The 20,941-nt window shown below is 63.2% G+C and carries 22 protein-coding genes; 4 read left to right on the plus strand and 18 right to left on the minus strand.

What is annotated here, in order from left to right:
• Window positions 1-62: 62 nt before the first annotated feature.
• Window positions 63-2,087, plus strand: a complete 2,025-nt coding sequence (locus OZ911_RS20535; RefSeq protein WP_070086967.1) for a mechanosensitive ion channel family protein — start codon at window positions 63-65, stop codon at window positions 2,085-2,087.
• A gap of 119 nt (window positions 2,088-2,206) precedes the next feature.
• Here OZ911_RS20535 and OZ911_RS20540 read toward each other — a convergent pair whose 3' ends face one another.
• Complete coding sequence (locus OZ911_RS20540) at window positions 2,207-3,133, minus strand: class I SAM-dependent methyltransferase (RefSeq protein ID WP_016488382.1); 927 nt, start codon at window positions 3,131-3,133, stop codon at window positions 2,207-2,209.
• A 145-nt stretch (window positions 3,134-3,278) separates the two neighbouring features.
• On the minus strand, window positions 3,279-4,175 hold the full coding sequence (locus tag OZ911_RS20545; RefSeq protein WP_023047687.1) for a DMT family transporter: 897 nt from the start codon (window positions 4,173-4,175) through the stop codon (window positions 3,279-3,281).
• 133 nt (window positions 4,176-4,308) lie between these two features.
• Here OZ911_RS20545 and OZ911_RS20550 point away from each other — a divergent pair, with 133 nt between their 5' ends.
• The 3 genes from OZ911_RS20550 (at window position 4,309) to OZ911_RS20560 (ending at window position 7,579) form a co-directional block, all read left to right on the plus strand.
• Complete coding sequence (locus OZ911_RS20550; protein WP_019473363.1) at window positions 4,309-4,746, plus strand: Lrp/AsnC family transcriptional regulator; 438 nt, start codon at window positions 4,309-4,311, stop codon at window positions 4,744-4,746.
• Window positions 4,747-5,301: 555 nt separating this feature from the next.
• A complete protein-coding gene (locus tag OZ911_RS20555; RefSeq protein ID WP_023047689.1) occupies window positions 5,302-6,834 on the plus strand; it encodes an NCS1 family nucleobase:cation symporter-1 in 1,533 nt (510 codons plus the stop codon).
• Window positions 6,835-6,850: 16 nt separating this feature from the next.
• Window positions 6,851-7,579 carry an aspartate/glutamate racemase family protein gene (locus OZ911_RS20560; RefSeq protein ID WP_016488386.1) on the plus strand — a complete coding sequence of 243 codons (729 nt, stop codon included), beginning with the start codon at window positions 6,851-6,853 and terminating at the stop codon, window positions 7,577-7,579.
• A gap of 120 nt (window positions 7,580-7,699) precedes the next feature.
• Here the strand turns inward: OZ911_RS20560 and OZ911_RS20565 are convergent, their stop codons facing one another.
• The 16 genes from OZ911_RS20565 to ccmA all read right to left on the minus strand — a co-directional run bounded on the left by OZ911_RS20565 (window position 7,700) and on the right by ccmA (window position 20,782).
• Window positions 7,700-8,893 (minus strand): D-amino acid dehydrogenase, encoded by a 1,194-nt coding sequence (locus OZ911_RS20565; RefSeq protein WP_023047690.1) that lies wholly within the window; start codon window positions 8,891-8,893, stop codon window positions 7,700-7,702.
• 44 nt (window positions 8,894-8,937) lie between these two features.
• The gene (locus tag OZ911_RS20570) at window positions 8,938-9,600 is read right to left on the minus strand and encodes a hypothetical protein (RefSeq protein WP_016488388.1); all 663 of its coding nucleotides are present in this window, start codon (window positions 9,598-9,600) and stop codon (window positions 8,938-8,940) included.
• Between the two features lie 207 nt (window positions 9,601-9,807).
• A complete protein-coding gene (locus OZ911_RS20575) occupies window positions 9,808-10,146 on the minus strand; it encodes an FKBP-type peptidyl-prolyl cis-trans isomerase (protein ID WP_016488389.1) in 339 nt (112 codons plus the stop codon).
• Window positions 10,147-10,228: 82 nt separating this feature from the next.
• Window positions 10,229-10,636, minus strand: coding sequence for a GFA family protein (locus tag OZ911_RS20580; RefSeq protein WP_016488390.1), 408 nt, complete (start codon window positions 10,634-10,636; stop codon window positions 10,229-10,231).
• 193 nt (window positions 10,637-10,829) lie between these two features.
• A complete protein-coding gene (locus OZ911_RS20585) occupies window positions 10,830-11,618 on the minus strand; it encodes a PhzF family protein (protein ID WP_023047691.1) in 789 nt (262 codons plus the stop codon).
• A gap of 51 nt (window positions 11,619-11,669) precedes the next feature.
• A complete protein-coding gene (locus tag OZ911_RS20590) occupies window positions 11,670-12,608 on the minus strand; it encodes a 2-hydroxyacid dehydrogenase (RefSeq protein ID WP_023047692.1) in 939 nt (312 codons plus the stop codon).
• Between the two features lie 828 nt (window positions 12,609-13,436).
• Window positions 13,437-13,853, minus strand: coding sequence for a hypothetical protein (locus OZ911_RS20595; protein ID WP_016488394.1), 417 nt, complete (start codon window positions 13,851-13,853; stop codon window positions 13,437-13,439).
• Window positions 13,854-13,865: 12 nt separating this feature from the next.
• Window positions 13,866-15,062 carry a c-type cytochrome biogenesis protein CcmI gene (gene ccmI / locus OZ911_RS20600; RefSeq protein ID WP_070087048.1) on the minus strand — a complete coding sequence of 399 codons (1,197 nt, stop codon included), beginning with the start codon at window positions 15,060-15,062 and terminating at the stop codon, window positions 13,866-13,868.
• The gene (locus OZ911_RS20605; RefSeq protein ID WP_023048719.1) at window positions 15,055-15,531 is read right to left on the minus strand and encodes a cytochrome c-type biogenesis protein; all 477 of its coding nucleotides are present in this window, start codon (window positions 15,529-15,531) and stop codon (window positions 15,055-15,057) included. The genes ccmI and OZ911_RS20605 overlap by 8 nt, the downstream gene beginning before the upstream one ends.
• Window positions 15,528-16,064 (minus strand): DsbE family thiol:disulfide interchange protein, encoded by a 537-nt coding sequence (locus OZ911_RS20610; protein ID WP_016488397.1) that lies wholly within the window; start codon window positions 16,062-16,064, stop codon window positions 15,528-15,530. Before OZ911_RS20610 ends, OZ911_RS20605 begins: the two co-directional genes overlap by 4 nt.
• Window positions 16,061-18,049 (minus strand): heme lyase CcmF/NrfE family subunit, encoded by a 1,989-nt coding sequence (locus OZ911_RS20615; protein ID WP_016488398.1) that lies wholly within the window; start codon window positions 18,047-18,049, stop codon window positions 16,061-16,063. Before OZ911_RS20615 ends, OZ911_RS20610 begins: the two co-directional genes overlap by 4 nt.
• Window positions 18,046-18,501, minus strand: a complete 456-nt coding sequence (gene ccmE, locus OZ911_RS20620) for a cytochrome c maturation protein CcmE (protein ID WP_016488399.1) — start codon at window positions 18,499-18,501, stop codon at window positions 18,046-18,048. The genes OZ911_RS20615 and ccmE overlap by 4 nt, the downstream gene beginning before the upstream one ends.
• Window positions 18,498-18,674, minus strand: a complete 177-nt coding sequence (gene ccmD, locus OZ911_RS20625) for a heme exporter protein CcmD (protein ID WP_012273475.1) — start codon at window positions 18,672-18,674, stop codon at window positions 18,498-18,500. Before ccmD ends, ccmE begins: the two co-directional genes overlap by 4 nt.
• Window positions 18,671-19,438, minus strand: coding sequence for a heme ABC transporter permease (locus OZ911_RS20630; RefSeq protein ID WP_012273476.1), 768 nt, complete (start codon window positions 19,436-19,438; stop codon window positions 18,671-18,673). The genes ccmD and OZ911_RS20630 overlap by 4 nt, the downstream gene beginning before the upstream one ends.
• Window positions 19,439-19,484: 46 nt before the next feature.
• On the minus strand, window positions 19,485-20,162 hold the full coding sequence (gene ccmB / locus OZ911_RS20635) for a heme exporter protein CcmB (protein WP_013973563.1): 678 nt from the start codon (window positions 20,160-20,162) through the stop codon (window positions 19,485-19,487).
• Window positions 20,150-20,782 (minus strand): cytochrome c biogenesis heme-transporting ATPase CcmA, encoded by a 633-nt coding sequence (gene ccmA / locus OZ911_RS20640; RefSeq protein WP_016488400.1) that lies wholly within the window; start codon window positions 20,780-20,782, stop codon window positions 20,150-20,152. Before ccmA ends, ccmB begins: the two co-directional genes overlap by 13 nt.
• Window positions 20,783-20,941 lie beyond the last annotated feature (159 nt).

The following is a 20,941-nucleotide window of genomic DNA, read 5'->3' on the forward strand; positions in this document are numbered from 1 at the left end:
CAACCGACAATCAGTTCCTTGAGTAACCCTGCCCCGCTCACCCCGGCCCAAGGAGTACTCCAGTGCTGCGCTTTCTCTCAACCCTGCTGCTCGGCTGCCTGCTGAGCACCCACCTGCTTGCCGCTGACCCCGCCCCCACCGAAGAACAACCCGCCGAACCCGCACCGGTCTTGCAAGGCGGCCTGCTGGGCGCCCTGGCCGACGGCCTGGACAGCGCCGCACAGGAACTCGACCTTGATGCCCATCTGGTTGATGCCTGGCGCCTGCGCACCGACCGCGCCGCCAAGGAAGTCGAGCGCCTGGTTGACCGGCACTCGGCCGACGACTCGCTGCATCTGATCGGCAACTTCATCCTGCTTACCCTGACTTGGGCCGCCAGCTTCGCCGCATTCACCAGCCTCGGCCGGTGGGTCGCCAACCGCGCTTCAGGCAAGCCCTGGCTACGCGAACGCAAGCGCGCCAGCAGCCTGCTCGGCTACTTGCTGCCCTATACCCTGCCGGCATTGGCCAGCTTACCGCTGACACTGTACGCCAGCCGCTTTCTCGACCCGTCGGTAGCGCGCGCACTGGGCCTGAGCCTGGCCTACGCCACCAGCAGCGGCCTGTTCTCGACCTCGATCATCCTGTGCCTGGTGACCCTGTTCGACGCCGGCCACAAACGCGCCGCTGTGGCGGTAATCAAACGCCTGGCCCCCCGCCCGCTGTTCATGATCGGCTTTCTCGCTGCCTGGAGCGATGCCCTGACCAGCCCACAGATTGCCCGCCAGCTTGGCGGCAACATCACCGCCAGCGTCGCCGTGGCCACCGGCCTGATTGCCACCTTCATCTTCGCCAGCCTGGTGGTCCGCCTGCGCCGCCCGGTCGCGCACCTGATCCGCAACCGCGCCTTCAAGGACCGCGTGCAGCATCGCGCGGTGCAGGAAACCCTGCGGATCTTTTCGGTGCTGTGGTATTTGCCGATCCTGCTGATGATCCTGGTGTCGGCCATTCACCTGATCGGCGCCGGCGAAGAAAGCCAGAAAGCATTGCAGAAGGCCTTGCTGACCACAGTGCTACTGGTCTCCACGGTGTTTGTCAGCACACTATTGCAACACCTGCTGGCACCGCGCGACGCAGATGCCGGGCAACGGGTACGGCCCTACAGGGAACTGCTGCGCAGCCTGGCCCACGCGCTGCTGCGCATCGCCATGGCAGTGGCCTTCATCGAACTGCTGGGGCGCATCTGGGGCGTTTCGGTGATCGGCTTTGCGCTAAGCAACAGCCTCGGTCAGGCCATCAGCAATTCGCTGTCGAGTATCGGCCTGATCCTGCTGGTCACCTGGCTGCTGTGGGTGGTGCTCGATACTGCCATTCAGGAAGCGCTCAAGCCTGCGGTGGGGCGGCGCGCATCGCGCCAGCCGAGTACCCGGGTACGGACCATCCTGCCGATGCTGCGCAACGCCATCAAGGTCATCCTCATCGTCATCTGCACCATCACCACCATGGCCAACCTGGGGATCAACGTCGCGCCTCTGCTCGCCGGTGCCGGGGTGATCGGCCTGGCCATCGGCTTCGGCTCGCAGCAACTGGTGCAGGATGTGATTACCGGGTTGTTCATTCTGATCGAGGACACCATTTCCATCGGCGATTGGGTCGTGCTTGACTCCGGCCATGCCGGTACCGTCGAGAGCCTGACGATCCGTACGTTGCGCCTGCGCGATGGCAAAGGCTTTGTGCACTCGGTGCCGTTCGGTCAGATCAAAGCGGTTACCAACCAGTCGCGGCAGTTCGCCTATGCGTTCTTCTCGGTGCAGTTCACCTACGACAGTGATGTGGATGCGTCACTGGCACTTATCCATGAAGTGGGCAAGTCGATCAGCGAAGACCCGCTGCTACGCATCAACCTGCAAGGGCCGCTGCAGGTGTTCGGGGTGGACCGCATGGACCTGAACGGGTTTGTGCTGACGGCGCAGTTCCGCACCATTTCCGGCGGGCAATATGCGGTGAGCCGAGCGTTCAACGAGCGGCTGAAGAAGCGGGTGGACCAGACCGACAACGTCAGTTTTGCCCAGGTGTACCCGCTGCCGCTGCAGGCCCTGGGGGCTTGATGCTGCCAGCACTGGCCCTATCGCCGGCAAGCCAGCTCCCACAGGACCCCACCACATTCAGGGTTGTGCTGCCCCTTGTGGGAGCTGGCTTGCCGGCGATAGGGCCGGTACTGGCAACTTCAGGTCTGGCGGAATACCAAGGCCTTGAGCCCCCCGGCCGGGTCCACATCCGGAAACTCCGGCGGGTTTTCCAGCCGCTCGACAAACGCCAGCGATGGCGCCTGCTCAGCCATCCCCTCGATCAGAAACTCCGGCCCGATCGCCGGGTCGTTGACACACGCCAGCACCGTTCCACCGGCGCTCAGCAACTCTGGCAAACGCCGCAGGATCTTCGCGTAATCCTGGGTCAGCACGAAGCTGCCACGCTGGAAGGTTGGCGGGTCAATGATGATCAAGTCATAAGGCCCGTACTTGCGCACCTTGCCCCACGACTTGAACAGCTCATGCCCCAGATACGCCACCCGCGATGCGTCATGGCCATTGAGGCGGTGGTTGTCCCGACCCCGTGCCAGCGCCGACTTGGCCATGTCCAGGTTCACCACCTGCTCGGCGCCCCCGGCAATCGCTGCTACCGAGAAGCCGCAGGTGTAGGCGAACAGGTTCAGCACGCGCTTGCCCGCCGCCTGCTCGCGCACCCAGCGGCGGCCATAGCGCATGTCGAGAAACAGGCCGATATTTTGCCGCACCCCCAGGTCCAGCAAGTAGGACAGGCCGTCCTCGACCACCTCACGTTGCTGACACGGCTCACCCAGCAGCCACTGACCAGGGCTGTCGGGCAAGTAGCGGTGCTGGATGAGGATGGCTTGGCCGGCCCATTGCGGGCACTGGGCCAGGTTGCGCAGCATGGCTTCCAGTTCGGCCAGTTGGCCCTCGGGCAGCTCGCGGAAGAGGGCTACCGAGAGCACGCCTTGCAGCCAGTCGACAGTGACCTGCTCCAGGCCTGCCCAGCAGCGGCCACGGCCATGGAACAGGCGGCGGGTTTCCTGCGGGGCAGGGTCGAGGGCGGCGAGCAGGTGTTGCTCCAAGGTGTGAATCGGGGAAGTCATGGTGGGTCGCAGGCTGGCAAAAGCGGCATTCTACCTTGAGGGCCTCTTCACGGGTAAACCCGCTCCCACAGGGACCCCACAGTATTCAGAGCTACGGTGATCCTGTGGTAGCGGGTTTACCCGCGAAGAGGCCGGCAAGGTCACTTCAATTCTTGGCTGCAAGCCGCGCCGGCCGGAACCACCATCCCTGCTGCATCCCCGCCGCTGCCAGCAGAATCAGCCCTACCCCCAGCCATTGCAGCGGCACCAAGCGGTGCCCGAAGGCCACCCAGTCCACCAGAATCGCAGCAATCGGGTAAATGAATGACAGCGCCCCCGTCAACGCCGTGGGCAAACGCTGAATGGCACTGTACAGCAGCACATACATGAGGCCGGTGTGGACGATGCCCAGCATCAACAGGCTGGCCAGCGCTGGCACTTCACCCGGCAATCCGCCGAGCTTGACCCACGGCGCCAGCACCAGTACACCCGTCGTTACCTGAATCAACGCGATCAGGTGAGGTGGCGTGCCTTTCAGCCGCTTGATGATCAACGCCGCAATGGCATACAAAAACGCCGCACCCAGTGCCAGGGCAATGCCCAGCAAGTATTCCTCACCGCCGCCCTGCCCCGCACCATGGGCGCTGACGATGGCCAACATGCCGAGGAACGCCACGCTAAGCCATGTAAGCTTGGCCAGTGTGATCTTTTCGCCCAGAAACAGCGCTGCCAGCCCCACCAGCATGAACGGCTGCACGTTGTACACCGCGGTCCCGATGGCGATCGACGCACGGGAATACGAGGCAAACAGCAGCAGCCAGTTGCCGACAATGGCCACGCCGCTGGCGATCGCCAACAGGAACGCCGTGCGGCTGATGACTCCGGCCCGCAAAAAGCCGAAAGCGGCGCAAATCACCAGCAGGGTCACGGCACCGAACACGCAGCGCCAGAACACCACCTCGAGCACCGGCTGCCCCGACACCAGCACGAACCAGCCGATGGTCCCGGAAATCAGCATGGCGGCGACCATTTCCAGCGAGCCACGGCGCAACGAACTGTCCATCTCACACCTCCCGTTGTTGATGGCAACAGTATGCAAAGGTTACAGCTCAGCCTTCCAGCGGATAACCAAGGCAGATTTGCAGCCTTGCCTTTACTATCAAGGCAAATTACGCGAATTACCTGACGAGGTGACCATGACCGATGCCATCGACCAACTGTTGATCAATGCACTGATGGAAGACTCGCGCCGCTCGCTCAAAGCCCTGGCGCAAGTCAGCGGGCTGTCCGCGCCCAGCGTCAGCGAGCGCCTGCGCCGCCTGGAAGAGCGCGGTGTGCTGCGCGGTTACACCGTGGAGGTCGATCCGCGCGCCTTTGGTTACCAGTTACAGGCCATCGTGCGCATCCGCCCACTGCCGGGCCAGCTGCAGGAGGTAGAACGGCAAATCATCGCCATCCCCGAGTTCACCGAGTGCGACAAGGTCACCGGGGAGGACTGTTTCATTGCCCGGTTGCATGTGCGCTCGATGGAGCAACTGGACACCCTGCTCGACCGCATCAATGTGCTGGCCGAGACCAACACCGCCATCATCAAGAAAAGCCCGGTGAAGCGGCGATTGCCGCCAATGGAATGAATTCGCCTGTCCCGGCCTCTTCGCGGGTAAACCCGCTCCCACAAGTACTGCACCAGATTTGGGCTTGTGATGAACCCTGTGGGAACGGGTTTACCCGCGAAGAGGCTAGCGCAGAAAAACCTGACGATTTTTTGTACACATAAATGTCACCATAAGTGCCATTTTTGTGTGCACTTTCTTCAGAAACGCCCCATTGCGTTACACACTACCCGCAACTAATTTTGACCATTCGATCAACTAAATAGTCGACAGAAAATTTAAACCTGTTCATTCGGTCAATTTATACCTCACTTATTTCATTAACTTATCTTTCAAAAAGATAAGTTCGAAATGTCCATCTGTTACAACTTCCTTTCCCCTGGCATGGAACTCGCTTTTGTGTGTTCGTGTTTTGTATACAACTTAAACAAAACATAAATACACAAGAACCCGCCACGCCGGTCCAAAACCGGCCGCCGCGCCCAGAACCCTGTGATGCCAAGCTGCACCGACGAGGTGGCGAGCCCGTGCGCATGCCCGCTCATCGCAGTCAAAGTGCATCAGGAGCCCGCCGGAATGAGTAGCAGCCTCGACCTTGCCCCTGAACTATCCGTCGCCAGCACCCACCCCGCTTCCAACCTTGTTGGCGAGGTGCCGCAACTGGCGCTGAGCCCGCGCCTGCACAACCGCGACCTTGCCCCGACACGCACCGAAGGGCGGCGCTGGGGTGGCTACAGCATCTTCGCGTTGTGGACAAACGATGTGCACAATATTGCCAACTACTCCTTCGCCATGGGCTTGTTCGCCCTTGGCCTGGGTGGCTGGCAGATTTTGCTGTCGCTGGCCATTGGCGCAGCGCTGGTGTACTTCTTCATGAACCTGTCCGGCTATATGGGGCAGAAAACCGGGGTGCCGTTCCCGGTCATCAGCCGCATTGCCTTCGGCATCCACGGCGCACAGATACCGGCGCTGATCCGCGCAGTCATTGCCATTGCCTGGTTCGGCATCCAGACCTACCTGGCCTCGGTGGTGCTGCGTGTGCTGCTTACAGCCGTGTGGCCGCAAGTGGCGGCCTACGACCACGACAGCATCCTCGGCCTGTCGAGCCTGGGCTGGGCGTGCTTCGTGTCGATCTGGCTGGTGCAGCTGGTGATCCTGGCCTACGGCATGGAGATGGTGCGCCGCTACGAGGCCTTCGCCGGCCCGGTGATCCTGCTGACCGTTGCCGCCCTGGCGGTGTTCATGTACGTCAAGGCCGACGCGCGCATCGCCTGGTCGGTCTCCGAGCCACTGACCGGCGTTGATATGTGGCGCAACATCTTCGCTGGCGGCGCATTGTGGCTGGCGATCTACGGCACCCTGGTACTGAACTTCTGTGATTTCGCCCGCTCCTCGCCGTGCCGCAAGACCATCCGCGTCGGCAACTTCTGGGGCCTGCCGGTGAACATACTGGTGTTTGCCGTGATCACCGTGGTGCTGTGCGGCGCGCAGTTCCAGATCAACGGCCAGATCATCGACAGCCCGACCCAGATCGTCGCCGCCATCCCCAGCACGCTGTTCCTGGTACTGGGCTGCGTAGCCTTCCTGATTGTCACCGTGGCGGTGAACATCATGGCCAACTTCGTCGCCCCGGCTTTCGTGCTCAGCAACCTGGCGCCACGCCACCTGAACTTCCGCCGCGCGGGGCTAATCAGCGCCACCCTGGCGGTGCTGATCCTGCCGTGGAACCTCTACAACAGTCCGCTGGTGATCGTGTACTTCCTGTCCGGCCTGGGCGCCCTGCTCGGCCCGCTGTACGGGGTGATCATGTCCGACTACTGGTTGCTGCGCAAAGGCTGCATCAACGTGCCGGAGCTGTACACCGAGCACCCGACCGGCGCCTACCACTACAGCAAGGGCATCAACCTGCGCGCCGTGGCCGCCTTCGTGCCTGCTGCGTTGCTGGCCATCGTGCTGGCCCTGGTACCCCATTTCCACAGCGTGGCCCCGTTCTCCTGGCTGATCGGTGCTGGCATCGCCGCCGTCCTGTACCTGCTGATCGCACCACGCAACCGCCACTACCACGACGTCAGCGGCGAATGCATCGCCGTCGACCACAGCAGCCATTGATCAGGGAGGACTGCCCATGCGTATTCTGATCGCCAACGTCAACACCACCGAAGCCATCACCGAAGCCATTGCCCAACAGGCCCGTGCAGTAGCCGCACCCGGTACCGAAATCGTGGGGCTTACCCCTTGGTTCGGCGCCGAGTCGGTGGAAGGCAACTTCGAAAGCTACCTGGCTGCCATTGCGGTGATGGACCGGGTGCTCGCCTACGAAGGTCCTTACGACGCCGTGATCCAGGCCGGTTACGGCGAACACGGCCGCGAAGGCCTGCAGGAACTGCTGAACGTGCCGGTGGTGGACATTACCGATGCGGCCGCCAGCACCGCGATGTACCTGGGCCATGCTTATTCCGTGGTAACCACCCTGGACCGCACCGTGCCACTGATCGAAGACCGTCTGAAGCTGTCTGGCCTTTATGACCGCTGTGCCTCGGTGCGGGCCAGCGGGCTGGCGGTGCTGGAGCTGGAAGCCGACCCGCAGCGGGCTGTGGAGGCGATTGTCGAGCAGGCCGAACGCGCCGTGCATGACGACAAGGCCGAAGTGATTTGCCTGGGTTGCGGCGGCATGGCCGGGCTGGACGAGCAGATCCGCCAGCGCACCGGCGTGCCGGTGGTGGATGGGGTGAGCGCAGCGGTGACCATTGCCGAATCGCTGGTGCGTATGGGCTTGAGCACCTCCAAGGTGCGCACCTATGCCACACCGCGGGTGAAGAAAGTGGTGGGTTGGCCGATGCGCCTAGGCCGCTGATCCTTCATTGGCCTGTACTGGCCTCTTCGCGGGCTTGCCCGCTCCCACAGGGACCTCACTGTTCTCAAAGATTGTGCGGCACCTGTGGGAGCGGGCAAGCCCGCGAAGAGGCCGGTACTATCAACCCATCATCTCGACCAAGCGCTGCGCACTGCCACAGGCCAGTGTAAACCCCAACGCCCCATGCCCCAGGTTCAGCCACAGGTTGCGATACACCGTCCCCCCTATGATCGGCACCCCGGTCGGTGTCGCCGGTCGCATGCCCGCCCACTCCACCGCCTGCCCATAATCCGCAGCCATCGGTAATGTCTCCAGCGCCAGCCGTCGCATGCTCTGCAACCTGCGCTTTTCCACCGATTCGTCGAACCCGACAATGTCCACCATCGCCGCTACCCGCAGCTGCTGCCCCAGGCGGGCATAGACGATCTTGCGTTCATAGTCGGTAAGGCTCACTTCCGGTGCCCGATGCCCAGTGCTGATCGGTGCCGTCAGGCTGTAGCCCTTCAGCGGGTAGACCGGTATCTGCACCCCCGGTAATGCCAAGCTTGGGCCACGATGCCCGGCACACAGCACCAACTGTTCCACGGCCAGTTGCTCGTTGCCCAGTTGCAGCGCTACGACCTGGTCCTGGCGCCGTACCAGCTGCGTCACTGGCCGCCCAAGCAGGAAACGGCATTGCCCCGAAGCGCGCAACAGTGCCTCCAGGCGCTGGCAGAACAAGTGGCAATCGCCCACCTCTTCATCCGCTGTGAACACGCCACCCACAAACGGTGCGCCCTCCAGGGCGGGTTCCAGCGCGCGCAACTCGGCTGCTGCCAGCACCCGCTGGCTGGCCGGGTCCGTCAACTGAGCCCGGCCATGGGCAAAGGCCCGCTCGCTGCGAAAAGCCACCAGCTTGCCATTGCGCCGCCAGTTGAAATCACCCAGGTTCTGGTCCTCGCGCCATTGCGCCAGCACGGCCTGGCTGCGCAGCGCCAGCTCCAGCAGCTGCTCGGCATTTCGGCGATTGACGCTGCGCCGGCAAGCCAGGGTGAATGCCAACAACCAGCGCCACTGCGCCGGGTCCAGGCGCAAGCGCAGGCGCAGCGGCGACTCGCCCTGCAATAGCCAACCCAATGCCTGCCACGGCACCCCGGCATCAGCCAGCGGCGCCACATAGCGATAGGACAATTGCCCGCCATTGGCGAAGCTGGTCGCCGACGCCAAGCTGTCGCGGGCCTCGATCAAATCAACCGACCGCCCTTCACGAACAAGCGCGTAAGCCGTCGCCAGGCCAACCACCCCGCCCCCGATTACCGTTACCCGCTGCTTCATCGCGCTTCCCTGTGGTGGCTTCCTGGCCAAACAGTACCAGCGGATCAGGTCGGGCAGCTATGCGCACCGTCATTCAGGCCCTGGCGCACGTTGCGGCTGAGCAGGCTAGCCTTGCCGTCGTGCCAGGTCAGGGTCAGTACATAGAGGGTGTCGAAGTCATCGCCGTTCCAGTCCTGGGTGATCACCCGCTCTTCACCCAAGGCCTTGCCGGCCACCGTGTTGATCAGTTCAGGCAGGTAGCCGTGGGACCAGGCGGTGTAGATGGTCGCGTTGCGGTATTTGTCGCTCAGTAATTCATCGGCCAGTTCATCGGTGTCGTTGGCGCCGTAGTCGATATTCACCGGCAAGCCGAGGCGGATGGCGCTAGGGGTGATGGTCATCAGCGGGCGGATGTAGCTGTAGCTTTCGTCCTTGCTGCCTTCCTCGACCTGCCGCGAAGGGTTGGCGGCAAACACGTAGTCTGCATTACCGAAGCGCTCTGGCAGCAAGGTTGCCAGGTCCAGTGCGCGATTGAGGCCCTGGCAGTTCAACTGGCCAAGCCCCTCACCCGGCTTCTCCGCATGGCGCAGGAACACCAGGGTCTGTGTGCCATCCACCGGTTGAGCCCGGCTGTCGACAGCCTCCAGCGCCAGCGGTACGCCGACGACCGTGAGTGCCAGGCTCAGTACCAGATGGCGACGACGGCGGAAGAATGTGGGCAACTTCATCAAGGCAGGCTCGTGTGGCAGAGAAAATCGGGTTGACCCGCCACATCGCCCCATCGGTTGCAGGGCGCCCTTGCAGTAAATGCCATCCTTGGCAACGAGTGAGCGTCAGAGTGCCCTGAACCCGTTTGGTTCCTCCCTGGAGGTGGATGCCGTTCCCTAGGCAAGCCTAGATTAGGGGATGGGTGTTGCTAAATTATGTCCGGTGCTTCAATCATCCCGCGTCAGCACTTCCAGCAATTCGATCTCAAAGGTCAGGTCCGAGCCAGGCGGTATCGCCCCCACGCTGCGCTCGCCATAGCCCAAGTGTGCTGGAACCTGCAGTTTGCGCTTGCCGCCAACGCGCATCCCCATCAGGCCCTGATCCCAACCTTTGATCACTCGACCGGTACCAATAACGCACTGGAACGGCTTGCCGCGTGACCAGGACGAGTCGAACTCGCTGCCATCAGCCAGCCAGCCAGTGTACTGGGTGGTGATCAGGGCGCCCTTGACGGCGGCTTTGCCTTCACCCTCGACCAGGTCGATGATCTGCAGTTCTTGGCTCACAGGCACACTCCAACGCTGAAAAACAAAGCCGCCCTTTTCTCAGGAATGCACGGGTTTGGCAAGAAGGATCGACAGGCCACTTTTAACTGCTCTGCTCAAACACTTCTTGACCGGTCAGCTCTTTGGTCTGGTTGGCAAAGCAGTACCAGGCGGGCTTCTGCTCGACAAAAATCTGCAGATCGAAATCCCACTCCTGATCCCCATCCAGCAGGCCGACCGGCACCGCATGGAAGTCATTGGACTTCAGCCGGTAATACAGGTGCGTGCCGCATTGGCCGCAAAACCCTCGCTGCGCCCAGTCGGACGAATCGTAGACATTGGGGGTACGCCCTTCGATGACCGGCGGCTGGCTGCAATGCACCACCAGCAACGGGCCGCCGGTCCACTTGCGGCACATGCTGCAATGGCAGGCGCTGATATGGGTGTTGTCGACGGTGACCTTGAGCGTGGTGGCGCCGCACAGGCAGGTGCCTTGTTTTTCCAGGGCCATGGCTGGCTCCTTGAGCGGAAGATGGGCCAGCAATTATAGATGCCAGCTGCAACGCGGTCGGTGTAGGAGCGGCCTTGTGTCGCGATCGGGCTGCAAAGCAGCCCCTTGGGTGATGCATCTACGCGAAAGCCGAGGGGCGCGCGTTGCGCCGCGCGCGACACAAGGCCGCGCCTACAAAGGATCGCGTGAAGCGTCAGATGTACACAGTGCCGCGCAGGTACAACGCCGCCCGCCCGCTGATGATCACCCGGCCATTGCCCGGTACTTCGCACAGCAGCTGCCCTTTACGTGCACCGCCCTGCTCGCAGCTGAGCACCTGCTTGCCCAGGCGCTCAGCCCACACCGGCGCCAGCGAGGTGTGTGCCGAGCCAGTGACCGGGTCTTCATTCACGCCGACCCGCGGGCCGAACCAGCGGGTGACAAAATCAAAGCCACGCCCTGCAGCCGTCACGGCAATGCCGCGCACGTCGAAGGCCGAAAGTGCCACAAAGTCAGGCTTTAACGTATCGAGCAACAGGGCGTCATCAATCACGACGACGTAGTCATCGCTACGGTACACCGCCTGTGCCTGGCTCAGGCCCAGCGCTTGCAACAGGCCCGCCGGGGTTTCCACGATGCCCGGCTGTTTGGCCGGGAAATCCATGGCCAGCAACCCGTCAGCGCCACGGCTGACAAGCAATTCGCCACTGCGGGTATTGAAACGCAGCACCTGCGCCTGCTCACCCAGTTGCTCGAACAGCACATAGGCCGACGCGAGAGTCGCGTGGCCGCATAGGTCAACTTCAACGGTCGGGGTGAACCAGCGCAGGTCAAAGGTTTCGCCGTTGCGCACGAAATAGGCCGTTTCCGACAAGTTGTTTTCTTCGGCGATGCGCTGCAGCACATCGTCCGGCAGCCAGGCCTCAAGCGGGATCACCGCCGCCGGGTTGCCACCGAACGGTTCAGCGGAAAAGGCATCGACCTGGAAGATTTCGAGTTGCATGCACACACTCCTTGTTGCCCGGGCCTTGCCAGGCAGATGTCTGAAAAGGGGTTACGGGCGTACCGGGGTCAATACCGGCTCGCCGGCAAAGAAAGCCTGCAGGTTGCGCAGCACCAGGGTCACGGTATCGCGCGCAGCCTCCGGTGACTGGCCGGCAACGTGGGGCGTGAGCACGGTATTGGCCAAAGCCTTGAGGCCTTGGGGTACTGCCGGTTCGTCGTCGAACACGTCCAGCGCGGCGCCCGCCAGCTGACCCTGCTGCAATGCGGTAATCAGAGCCTGCGTGTCGACCACGCTGGCCCGGGCAATATTCACCAGATAGCCATTTGCGCCCAGCGCCTGCAGTACCTGAGCATCGACCAGGTGCTGGGTATTGGCGCCACCGGGAGTGGCCACGACCAGGATGTCGACAGCAGCGGCCAGGTGCAGCGGGCTGTCGTACCAGGTGTAAGGTACATCTTCGCGCGGCGTGCGGCTGTGATAGCTGATGGACATGTCGAAGCCCAGATTGGCGCGCTTGGCAATGGCCTGGCCCACCGCCCCGAGGCCAAGAATACCCAGGCGTTTGCCGCTCACCGAGGGGCTGATCACCCGGTTCCATTCACCGCGCCGGGTGCTGGCATCAGCACGGGGAATGTCGCGCAGTAGTGCCAGCAACAGGGCCAGGGTGTGGTCGGCGACTGCGCTGGCATTGGCACCAGCGCCATTGGTTACGGTGATGCCGCGGGCGGCGGCGGCAACCAGGTCGACTTGCTCGTAGCCGGCGCCGATCACGCAGATGATCTGCAACTTGGGCAATGCGTCGATTTCGGCGGCAGTCAGCCCCAGCGGGCCGCGAGTGAGCACGGCATCGATTTCACTGGCGTGGCGCTGAATGGCCTCGGCGCGCAGTTGCGGTGAGGGGGCACGGATAAGGCGGTAACCGGCCTGCTCCAGCATGGGCAGGTAATCGTCGACGGTTTCTACCAGTACCAGGACTGTCTTGCGCATGCCACCTCCGGGTCAATTCGAGGCGTCATTATGCGGAGTCACCAGCCAGTACAGTCAATTGAAATAACAAGGCAAAACTGTACTGTGCTGCTCCGCTGTAGCCGTTGCTCTTGCTCTTGCTCTTGCTCTTGCTCTTGCTCTTGATCTTGATCTTGCTCTTCGCGACTTCAGGAGGCCGAACGCAGGCCTTGCGGAGGGAGGTGACGGGCATGGATGCCCGTCAAGCGCTGGGCCCCAGGATGGGGCCTGCAGCGCGGTCCTCCCGGGAGCGAGGCCGGAGTGAGGGGACCCCGGAGCGCAGCGCAGGGGCCGGATGATGGGAGCGCAGCGTTTTTTGGTTACTTTTTGTCGCGTTTGACAAAAAGTGACTCGCCGTAAGGGCGAAAAGGTGAGTGTGCGTCGCCATCGCAAATGGCCTATGCGCGAGCTAAAAACCAGCACCGTTTCGCTTGTCGCTTGGAGGCGTGGAGGCGTGGGCATCAATGAGGAGGCTAACATTCATTTTCGAAGGTGGCGTCAAGTCACCTTTCCGCCCTTACGGCGGGTCACTTTTTGTCAAACGCGACAAAAAGTAACCAAAAAACGCTGCGCTCCCATCATCCGGCCCCTACGCTGCGCTCCGGGGTCCCCTCGCTCCGGGCTTGCTCCCGGGAGGACCGCGCTGCAGGCCCCATCCTGGGGCCCAGCGCTTGACGGGCATCCATGCCCGTCACCTCCCTCCGCAAGCCCTGCGCTCGGCCTCCTGAAGTCGCAATCTGCGTCGCCTGAGCTACCGCGCGCTTAAAAGCAAAAGCAAAAGCAAAAGCAAAAGCAAAAGCCGAAGCAGGGTTACTGGGCGAACGCTCGCCCTAACCCACCCGGCACGCCACTGCTGTCAGTGTCCTGCCAAGGCCCATTCGGGCTCAGCGACCAGCTCCAGCCGTTATCAAACCGGTAGTACGTACGCTGCCGGTAGAACGTATTGGGCTGCTTTTCCAATACATATACACCCAGCTTGGGGTCCCAGTGGCTGGCACCGCCAGGCGGTGGCGCAAAGCTGGCCGAGGTACGCGGCATCGGCTTGGGAATCGCCGCCGGTTTGCTCGGCTGGGTGGACGGTTGCCCACCCGGCAACGGCTTGACCACCGGCCCCTGCGGCGGCACGCGCTCGATCGGGGGTGCCGGCTGTTCATACGGCTGATGCACCGTACACGCAGACAAACCCAGGGCCAGGGTGATCAGGGTCAGGCGGACGGTGCTGTGCATGGCTTTGCTCTCTTACAGGTCTGGGCTGTCGATGGTCAGGTGCTGGGTAGCCTGGGTGGTGCTGGGCAACGGCGCGCCCTGGCCAATCCACTCGCCGCGGGTAGGCTGGCCAGCGCGGGAAACCCGTGCAACCAATTGGACTTCGGCAAATTGCGACAGTTTCATCTGCGGCATCATCGCGTCAGCATCGGACAACTCCACTTCGATCGGCAACTGCGCCACCGTCACCCGCTTGGCTGCCAGGGGCATCGGCGGGCCATTGCTGGCGCGAGCGAAGATGAACACCGTATCGTCAGGTTTTACCTTGTCCTTCAGTGCCGCCGCCAGTTCCACCCGCACTTTCATCCGCGCAGCCACCGGCGCGGGCTCTGCAGCCTGCCCTGCCGGGCCACCCAGGCGTTCGGCAGCGCGGTCGATGCCGCCTTGCAGGGCATCGCGCGATGCATCGCCTTCCGGCAACTGCGCCAGCAGGCGCTTCCAGTAGTCGATGGCTTCCTGGTAACGCTCGCCTTCAAAGGCCGCGATACCGCGCAGGCCCAGGCTGGTCACCTCGTTGGGGTCGGCCTTCAGCGCTTCATCCGTCAGTGCCTGCAACTGCGGGCTCCACTGCTTGTCGGCCGCAAAGTACAGGGCCTGGGCCCACTGGCCCAGCAGCTCGGGCTGGCGGCCAGCCAAGGCCACCGCCCGCTCGAAAGTACGCGCAGCATCGGCCGGGCGCTGCTCGGCCATGTAGGCACGGCCCAGGAAATACACGGCCTCGGCCGACTCAGGCTGGGCCTGCACCACACGCTCCAGGCGCGTGGTCATTTCTTCCATCGACTTGGGTGCTTCGGCGAATTCCTGGGTCAGCGCCACCTTGTCGGCCGCACCAAAATGCAGGTACAGCCCCAGCGCCATCAGCGGTACCAGCACGGCAGCCAGTAGCGGCAGGGCTTTGCCCAAATGCCCCTGGCGTGGGGCATCGGCGCCTTCGGTATCAGCCAGCAATTCGCGGGCAGCCTCGTCACGGCCCTTGGCCAACTGTGCCTCATCGAGCACACCGGCAGCCTGCTGGGCAGCCAGTTCGGCAACGCGTTCCTGATACAGGGCCACGTTCAGGGCAGTGCGGTCTTCTTCCTGCTGGCGACGGCGGCCACGCAGGATCGGGATCAGCAAAAAGCTGAGGGCGGCGAGCAGCAGCAGGCCCGCGCTAAGCCAGAATTCAATCATGGGTCTGTTCTTTTTCCAGCAGTTTGGCGAGTCGCTCGCGTTCTTCGACAGAAAGCTCGTTGTTGCCCGGCAAAGCCGTACCACGGCGTCGGCGCACGATCACCGCCAGCACCACGAAACCACCGGCCAACAGGATGCCCGGGCCGAACCACAACAGCCAGGTACGCCCGCTGAGCGCCGGTTTGTAGCGCACGAAGTCACCGTAGCGGTCCACCATGAAGTCGACGATCTGCTGGTTGCTCTTGCCTTCGCCAAGCATGCGGAAGATCTCTCGGCGCAGGTCGGCAGCAATCGGTGCGTTGGAATCGGCGATGTCCTGGTTCTGGCACTTGGGGCAACGCAGTTCCTTGGTCAACTGCTGGTAGCGCTCGCGCTCGGCTTCATCGCGGAACTGGTAAGTGTCGATGGCCGCCTTGGCCACACTGCCCAGGCTCATGCCCAGCACGGCAGCTGCCAGCCAGCGCCTCATTGCCTGGCCTCATCGACCAGGCCCTGGTACAGCGGTGCCAGCTGCTCACGCCACACCGTGGCATCGACAATGCCCACATGCTTGTAGCGGATGATGCCCTTGGCGTCGATCAGGAAAGTTTCCGGCGCGCCGTACACCCCGAGATCCAGGCCAAGGCTGCCCTGCTCGTCACGGATGTCCAGCTGGTAAGGGTTGTGGAATTCGGCCAGCCATTTCTGCGCAGCGGCGTTGTCGTCCTTGTAATTGACGCCGTGGATCACCACGCCCTGCTGCGCCAGCTGGTTCAGGTAGGGGTGCTCGACCTTGCACGACGGGCACCAGGTGGCCCACACGTTGACCAATGCCGGGCGGCCCTGCAAGTCGGCCTGGGTCAGGGTCCGGTCGCCCTGGGTCGAAGCCAGGGAAAACACCGGGAACGGTTTGCCGATCATTGCCGAAGGCAGCTCGTCGGGCTTGAGAAACAGCCCCTTGTAGAGAAACACCGCCACCAGCAGGAACACTGCCAGGGGGACTACCATGATCCAACGCTTCATGCAGCTGCTCCAGACACGCCCAGGGCCTCACGCACCCGGGTCTTGACCTTGACGCGGTAGCGCCGGTCGAGTGCCGCCAGCAACCCGCCCAGGCCGGTCAGCAGACCGCCCAGCCAGATCCAGCGGACATAAGGCTTGATGTGCACACGCACGGCCCAGGCGCCGTTCTCAAGCGGCTCGCCAAGGGCAACGTAAAGGTCGCGGGTAAAGCCGGCGTCGATGCCGGCTTCCGTCATCATCGATTGCTGCACGGTGTACAGGCGCTTTTCCGGGTGCAGGGTCGTCACTTCACGGCCACCACGGCTGACGACCACCGTACCCTTGTCGGAGATAAAGTTCGGCCCTTCGAAGTGCTTGGCGCCCTGGAACAGGAACTGGTAGCCACCCAGCTCCACGCTTTCGCCCGGGGCCATGCGCAGGTCGCGTTCGGCGCTGTTGTTGCTCGACAGCACCACACCCAGCGCACACACCGCCAGGCCCAGGTGTGCCAGTTGCATGCCCCAGTAGCTGCGGCCCAGGCCAGGCAGGCCCTTGAGCAGGCCTTTGTGACGGGTCTTGTCGAGGATGTCGCGCAGCCCGCCAAGTACCACCCAGGCAGCCAGGGCGAAGGCGGTCAGGGTCGGCCAGTCGAAGTCGTCAACGATAAAACCGGCAACCGGAGCAAGAATGGCACTGCCGATCAGCACCGGGGTCATCATGCTGACCAGCCATTTGCCCGGGGTGTCCTTCCAGCGCACCACCACGCCCACGCTCATTACCACCATCAGCAGTGCCATCAGCGGCAGGAACAAGGCATCGAAATAGGGCGGCCCCACCGACAGCTTGGCCCCGGTCAGGGCATCAAGCACCAGCGGGTACAGCGTGCCGAGCAGAATCATCGATGCGGCCACCACCAGCACCAGGTTGTTGGCCAGCAGCAGCGTCTCGCGCGACCACAGGGCGAAACCGACCTGGCTCTTGACCACCGGTGCGCGCAGGGCGAACAGGGTCAGCGAACCACCGACCACGAACAACAGGAAGAACAGGATGAAAATGCCCCGCGATGGGTCGGCAGCAAATGCGTGCACCGAGGTCAGCACGCCGGAACGCACCAGGAAAGTACCCAGCAGGCTCAGCGAGAATGCGGCAATTGCCAACAGCACGGTCCAGCTCTTGAACACCCCGCGCTTTTCAGTCACCGCCAGCGAGTGGATCAGCGCCGTGCCCACCAGCCAAGGCATGAACGAGGCGTTTTCCACCGGGTCCCAGAACCACCAGCCACCCCAGCCCAGCTCATAGTAGGCCCACCAGGAGCCCAGGGTGATGCCGACCCCCAGGAAAGCCCAGGCGACGATGGTCCAGGGCCGCGACCAGCGCGCCCAGGCAGCGTCCAGACGGCCGCCGAGCAAGGCGGCAATGGCGAAGGCAAAGGCCACCGAGAAGCCCACGTAGCCCATGTACAGCATCGGCGGGTGAACGATCAGGCCGAAGTCCTGCAGCAACGGGTTTAGATCGCGACCGTCGGTGGGCACTTGCGGCAGCAGGCGCTGGAATGGGTTGGAAGTGATGATCAAAAAGCTCAGGAAGCCGACGCTGATCATGCCCATCACTGCCAGCACGCGGGCCAGCATCACCTGCGGCAACTGCCGCGAAAACACCGACACGGCAAAGGTCCAGCCGCCCAGGATCAGCGCCCACAGCAGCAGCGAACCCTCGTGGGCGCCCCACACGGCGCTGAATTTGTAGTACCAGGGCAAGGCGCTGTTGGAGTTGCTGGCCACATAGGCGACCGAGAAGTTGTCGGTCATGAAGGCATGGGTCAAACAGGCGAAGGCAAAAGCCAGGAAGGCGAATTGCCCCCAGGCCGCCGGCCGTGCCAGGCTCATCCACAGGCTGTCGCCACGCCACGCGCCAAGCAGCGGCACACTGGCCTGCACGGTGGCAAAGCAGATGGCCAGGATCATCGCCAACTGGCCGAGTTCGGGTATAACCAGCGCCGCATTCATGGCCTGGCCTCCGTTCCTGTGGCGGCCTGGCCGCTTTCCTTCAGGGCCTTGGTGACCTCGGGCGGCATGTACTTCTCGTCGTGCTTGGCCAGTACTTCATCGGCCACCACCACGCCGTCGGCGTTGACTTTGCCCAGGGCAACAATGCCCTGCCCTTCGCGGAACAGGTCAGGCAGGATGCCGCGGTAGGTGATCGGCACCGACTTGTTGAAGTCGGTGACCACAAAGCGCACGTCCAGCGAGTCGGACGAGCGCTGCACCGAGCCTTTCTCGACCATGCCGCCAGCACGGATGCGGGTGTCCAGCGGCGCTTCGCCATTGGCGATCTGGGTGGGCGTATAGAACAGGTTGATGTTCTGCTGCAATGCGCTCAAGGCAAAGCCGACGGCAACCCCGACACCGACCAGCAGGCCGACGATGAGCAACAGGCGTTTCTTGCGCTGCGGATTCACTGGTTGTTCTCCCGGCGCAAACGGCGCGCCTCTTCTTGCAGGTAGCGACGACGGGCCAGCAGCGGCGCGGCGACATTCAGCGCCAGCACTGCCAGGCAGATGCCATAGGCCGACCACACGTACAGGCCATGGTGGCCCATGGCGAGAAAATCACCGAAGGTGGCAAAGCTCATTGTGCGGCCCTCCGCCCCAGGCTGTTCAACACTTCATCCTTGACCCAACTGGCGCGCGCCTCGCGCTTGAGCACTTCAAGGCGCATGCGTAGCAACAGCACGGCGCCGAAGAAACAGTAGAAACCCAACGCCGTGCACAGCAACGGCAGCCACATTTCGGCGGGCATCGCCGGCTTTTCGGTGAGGGTGAAGGTGGCGCCCTGGTGCAGGGTGTTCCACCACTCCACCGAGTACTTGATGATCGGGATGTTGACTACGCCGACAATCGCCAGCACCGCGCAGGCCTTGGCCGCACTGTCACGATTACTGATCGCCTGGCCCAGCGCAATAATGCCGAAGTACAGGAACAGCAGAATGAGCATGGACGTAAGGCGGGCGTCCCACACCCACCAGCTGCCCCAGGTCGGCTTGCCCCAGATAGCGCCGGTAACCAGCGCCACGGCGGTCATCCAGGCGCCGATGGGCGCGGCACATTGCAGGGCGACGTCGGCCAGTTTCATCTTCCACACCAGCCCCACCACACCGGCGACGGCCAGCAGCACGTAGCAGGATTGCGCCAGCATCGCCGCCGGCACATGAATGTAGATGATGCGGAAGCTGTTGCCTTGCTGGTAGTCCTGGGGGGCAAACGCCAGGCCCCAGGTGATACCGACCAGCAGCAGGAGCACGGCAGCGCCGGCCAGCCATGGCAGCATGCGGCCGCTGATGGCATAGAACCATTTCGGGGAGCCCAGCTTGTGGAACCACGTCCAGCTTATTTTCATCAGGGTACATCCAGGGTATTTGCCGGGCTTGAGAGCCCGGGACTCGTTATTCGCCGACGCTGATCTTCAGGCCGGCCGCTATCGCAAAGGGTGCCAGGGTCACGGCCAGGGCCGTCAGGCTGGCGAGCCAGAGCAGGTGGCCGGTTGCGGGCATATTTTGCAATGCCGCTTGCAACGCACCACTGCCCAGGATCAATACAGGGATATACAACGGCAGAATCAGCAACGCCAGTAACAAACCACCGCGCTTCAGACCGACCGTCAGGGCGGCGCCCACCGCACCCAGCAGGCTCAATACCGGCGTGCCCAGCAGCAAGGAGCCAAGCAGCACCGGCAGGCAATGGCTCGGCAGCCCCAGCATCAGCGCCAGCAGCGGCGCCAACAATACCAGTGCCAGCCCGGAAAAGATCCAGTGCGCCAGCACCTTGGCCAGCACCAGCAACGCCAGTGGATGCGGTGACAGCACCCACTGCTCCAGCGAGCCGTCCTCGAAATCGCTGCGGAACAAGCCGTCCAGCGACAGCAGCACTGCCAGCAGTGCCGCCACCCAGACCAGGCCCGGCGACAAGGTTTGCAACAATTGGCTTTCTGGGCCGACCGCCAAAGGAAACAGCGCCACGACAATGGCAAAGAACACCAGCGGGTTGGCCAGCTCGGCAGGGCGACGGAACAGCAGCCGCGCTTCGCGACGCAACAACAAAATGAATACGCTCATGCCGCCCATTGCCCCAGGTTCAGTTCACGGTAACCGGAGGGCTTGCGTTCCAGCGTGTGGTGGGTGGTCAGCACCACCGTGCCGCCCTGCTCGCAGTGTGCCGCCAGGTGCGCTTCCAGCTGGGCCACGCCTTGCTTGTCGAGCGCGGTGAACGGTTCGTCGAGAATCCATAACGGCGGGCAAGCCAGGTGCAGCCGGGCCAGGGCCACGCGGCGCTGTTGGCCAGCTGACAGGGTATGGCAGGGTACGTCTTCGAAACCGCGCAGGCCGACCGCCTCCAGCGCCGCCCAGATCGCCTCGCGGCTGGCCGGCTGGTGCAAGGCGCACAGCCAGGTGAGATTTTCCTCGGCGGTGAGCAGGTCCTTGATACCTGCGGCGTGGCCAATCCACAGCAGGATGCTTTCCAGCGCATGGCGCTGCTCGGCCAGTGGCTTGCCGCCCAGCAGAATCTGCCCGGCGGTCGGCTGCATCAAGCCGGCCAGCAGGCGCAGCAAGCTGGTCTTGCCGCTGCCATTAGGGCCGCTGATTTGCAGCATGTCGCCGGCGCCCAGCTCGAAATCGAGCTGCTCGAACAGCAAGCGCCAGTCGCGCTCGCAGGCCAGGCCTGCGGCTTGGAGGTGAAGGGTCACGGTTTCGCCTTATCTTTGTAGGGCTTCGGTTCGGCGTCGCCTGCTTCGCGGGCTTGCCCGCGAAGCAGGCGACGCCGCTCCAGAACCCTTGTGTCTCAAGTCGCCCCGCGCGCTGCCGTTATACTGGCAACCACGGGCGCCCGGCATTATTACACGCGC

It is taken from the genome of Pseudomonas fortuita (genome assembly GCF_026898135.2).
GTDB lineage: Bacteria > Pseudomonadota > Gammaproteobacteria > Pseudomonadales > Pseudomonadaceae > Aquipseudomonas > Aquipseudomonas fortuita.

Coding starts and splice junctions, on each gene's coding strand:
- OZ911_RS20540 (WP_016488382.1), bottom strand. CDS start 3,133: ATGACTTCCCCGATTCACACCTTGGAGCAACACCTGCTCGCCGCCCTC.
- OZ911_RS20545 (WP_023047687.1), bottom strand. CDS start 4,175: ATGGACAGTTCGTTGCGCCGTGGCTCGCTGGAAATGGTCGCCGCCATG.
- OZ911_RS20550 (WP_019473363.1), top strand. CDS start 4,309: ATGACCGATGCCATCGACCAACTGTTGATCAATGCACTGATGGAAGAC.
- OZ911_RS20555 (WP_023047689.1), top strand. CDS start 5,302: ATGAGTAGCAGCCTCGACCTTGCCCCTGAACTATCCGTCGCCAGCACC.
- OZ911_RS20560 (WP_016488386.1), top strand. CDS start 6,851: ATGCGTATTCTGATCGCCAACGTCAACACCACCGAAGCCATCACCGAA.
- OZ911_RS20565 (WP_023047690.1), bottom strand. CDS start 8,893: ATGAAGCAGCGGGTAACGGTAATCGGGGGCGGGGTGGTTGGCCTGGCG.
- OZ911_RS20570 (WP_016488388.1), bottom strand. CDS start 9,600: ATGAAGTTGCCCACATTCTTCCGCCGTCGTCGCCATCTGGTACTGAGC.
- OZ911_RS20580 (WP_016488390.1), bottom strand. CDS start 10,636: ATGGCCCTGGAAAAACAAGGCACCTGCCTGTGCGGCGCCACCACGCTC.
- OZ911_RS20585 (WP_023047691.1), bottom strand. CDS start 11,618: ATGCAACTCGAAATCTTCCAGGTCGATGCCTTTTCCGCTGAACCGTTC.
- OZ911_RS20590 (WP_023047692.1), bottom strand. CDS start 12,608: ATGCGCAAGACAGTCCTGGTACTGGTAGAAACCGTCGACGATTACCTG.
- OZ911_RS20595 (WP_016488394.1), bottom strand. CDS start 13,853: ATGCACAGCACCGTCCGCCTGACCCTGATCACCCTGGCCCTGGGTTTG.
- ccmI (WP_070087048.1), bottom strand. CDS start 15,062: ATGATTGAATTCTGGCTTAGCGCGGGCCTGCTGCTGCTCGCCGCCCTC.
- OZ911_RS20605 (WP_023048719.1), bottom strand. CDS start 15,531: ATGAGGCGCTGGCTGGCAGCTGCCGTGCTGGGCATGAGCCTGGGCAGT.
- OZ911_RS20610 (WP_016488397.1), bottom strand. CDS start 16,064: ATGAAGCGTTGGATCATGGTAGTCCCCCTGGCAGTGTTCCTGCTGGTG.
- OZ911_RS20615 (WP_016488398.1), bottom strand. CDS start 18,049: ATGAATGCGGCGCTGGTTATACCCGAACTCGGCCAGTTGGCGATGATC.
- ccmD (WP_012273475.1), bottom strand. CDS start 18,674: ATGAGCTTTGCCACCTTCGGTGATTTTCTCGCCATGGGCCACCATGGC.
- OZ911_RS20630 (WP_012273476.1), bottom strand. CDS start 19,438: ATGAAAATAAGCTGGACGTGGTTCCACAAGCTGGGCTCCCCGAAATGG.
- ccmB (WP_013973563.1), bottom strand. CDS start 20,162: ATGGGCGGCATGAGCGTATTCATTTTGTTGTTGCGTCGCGAAGCGCGG.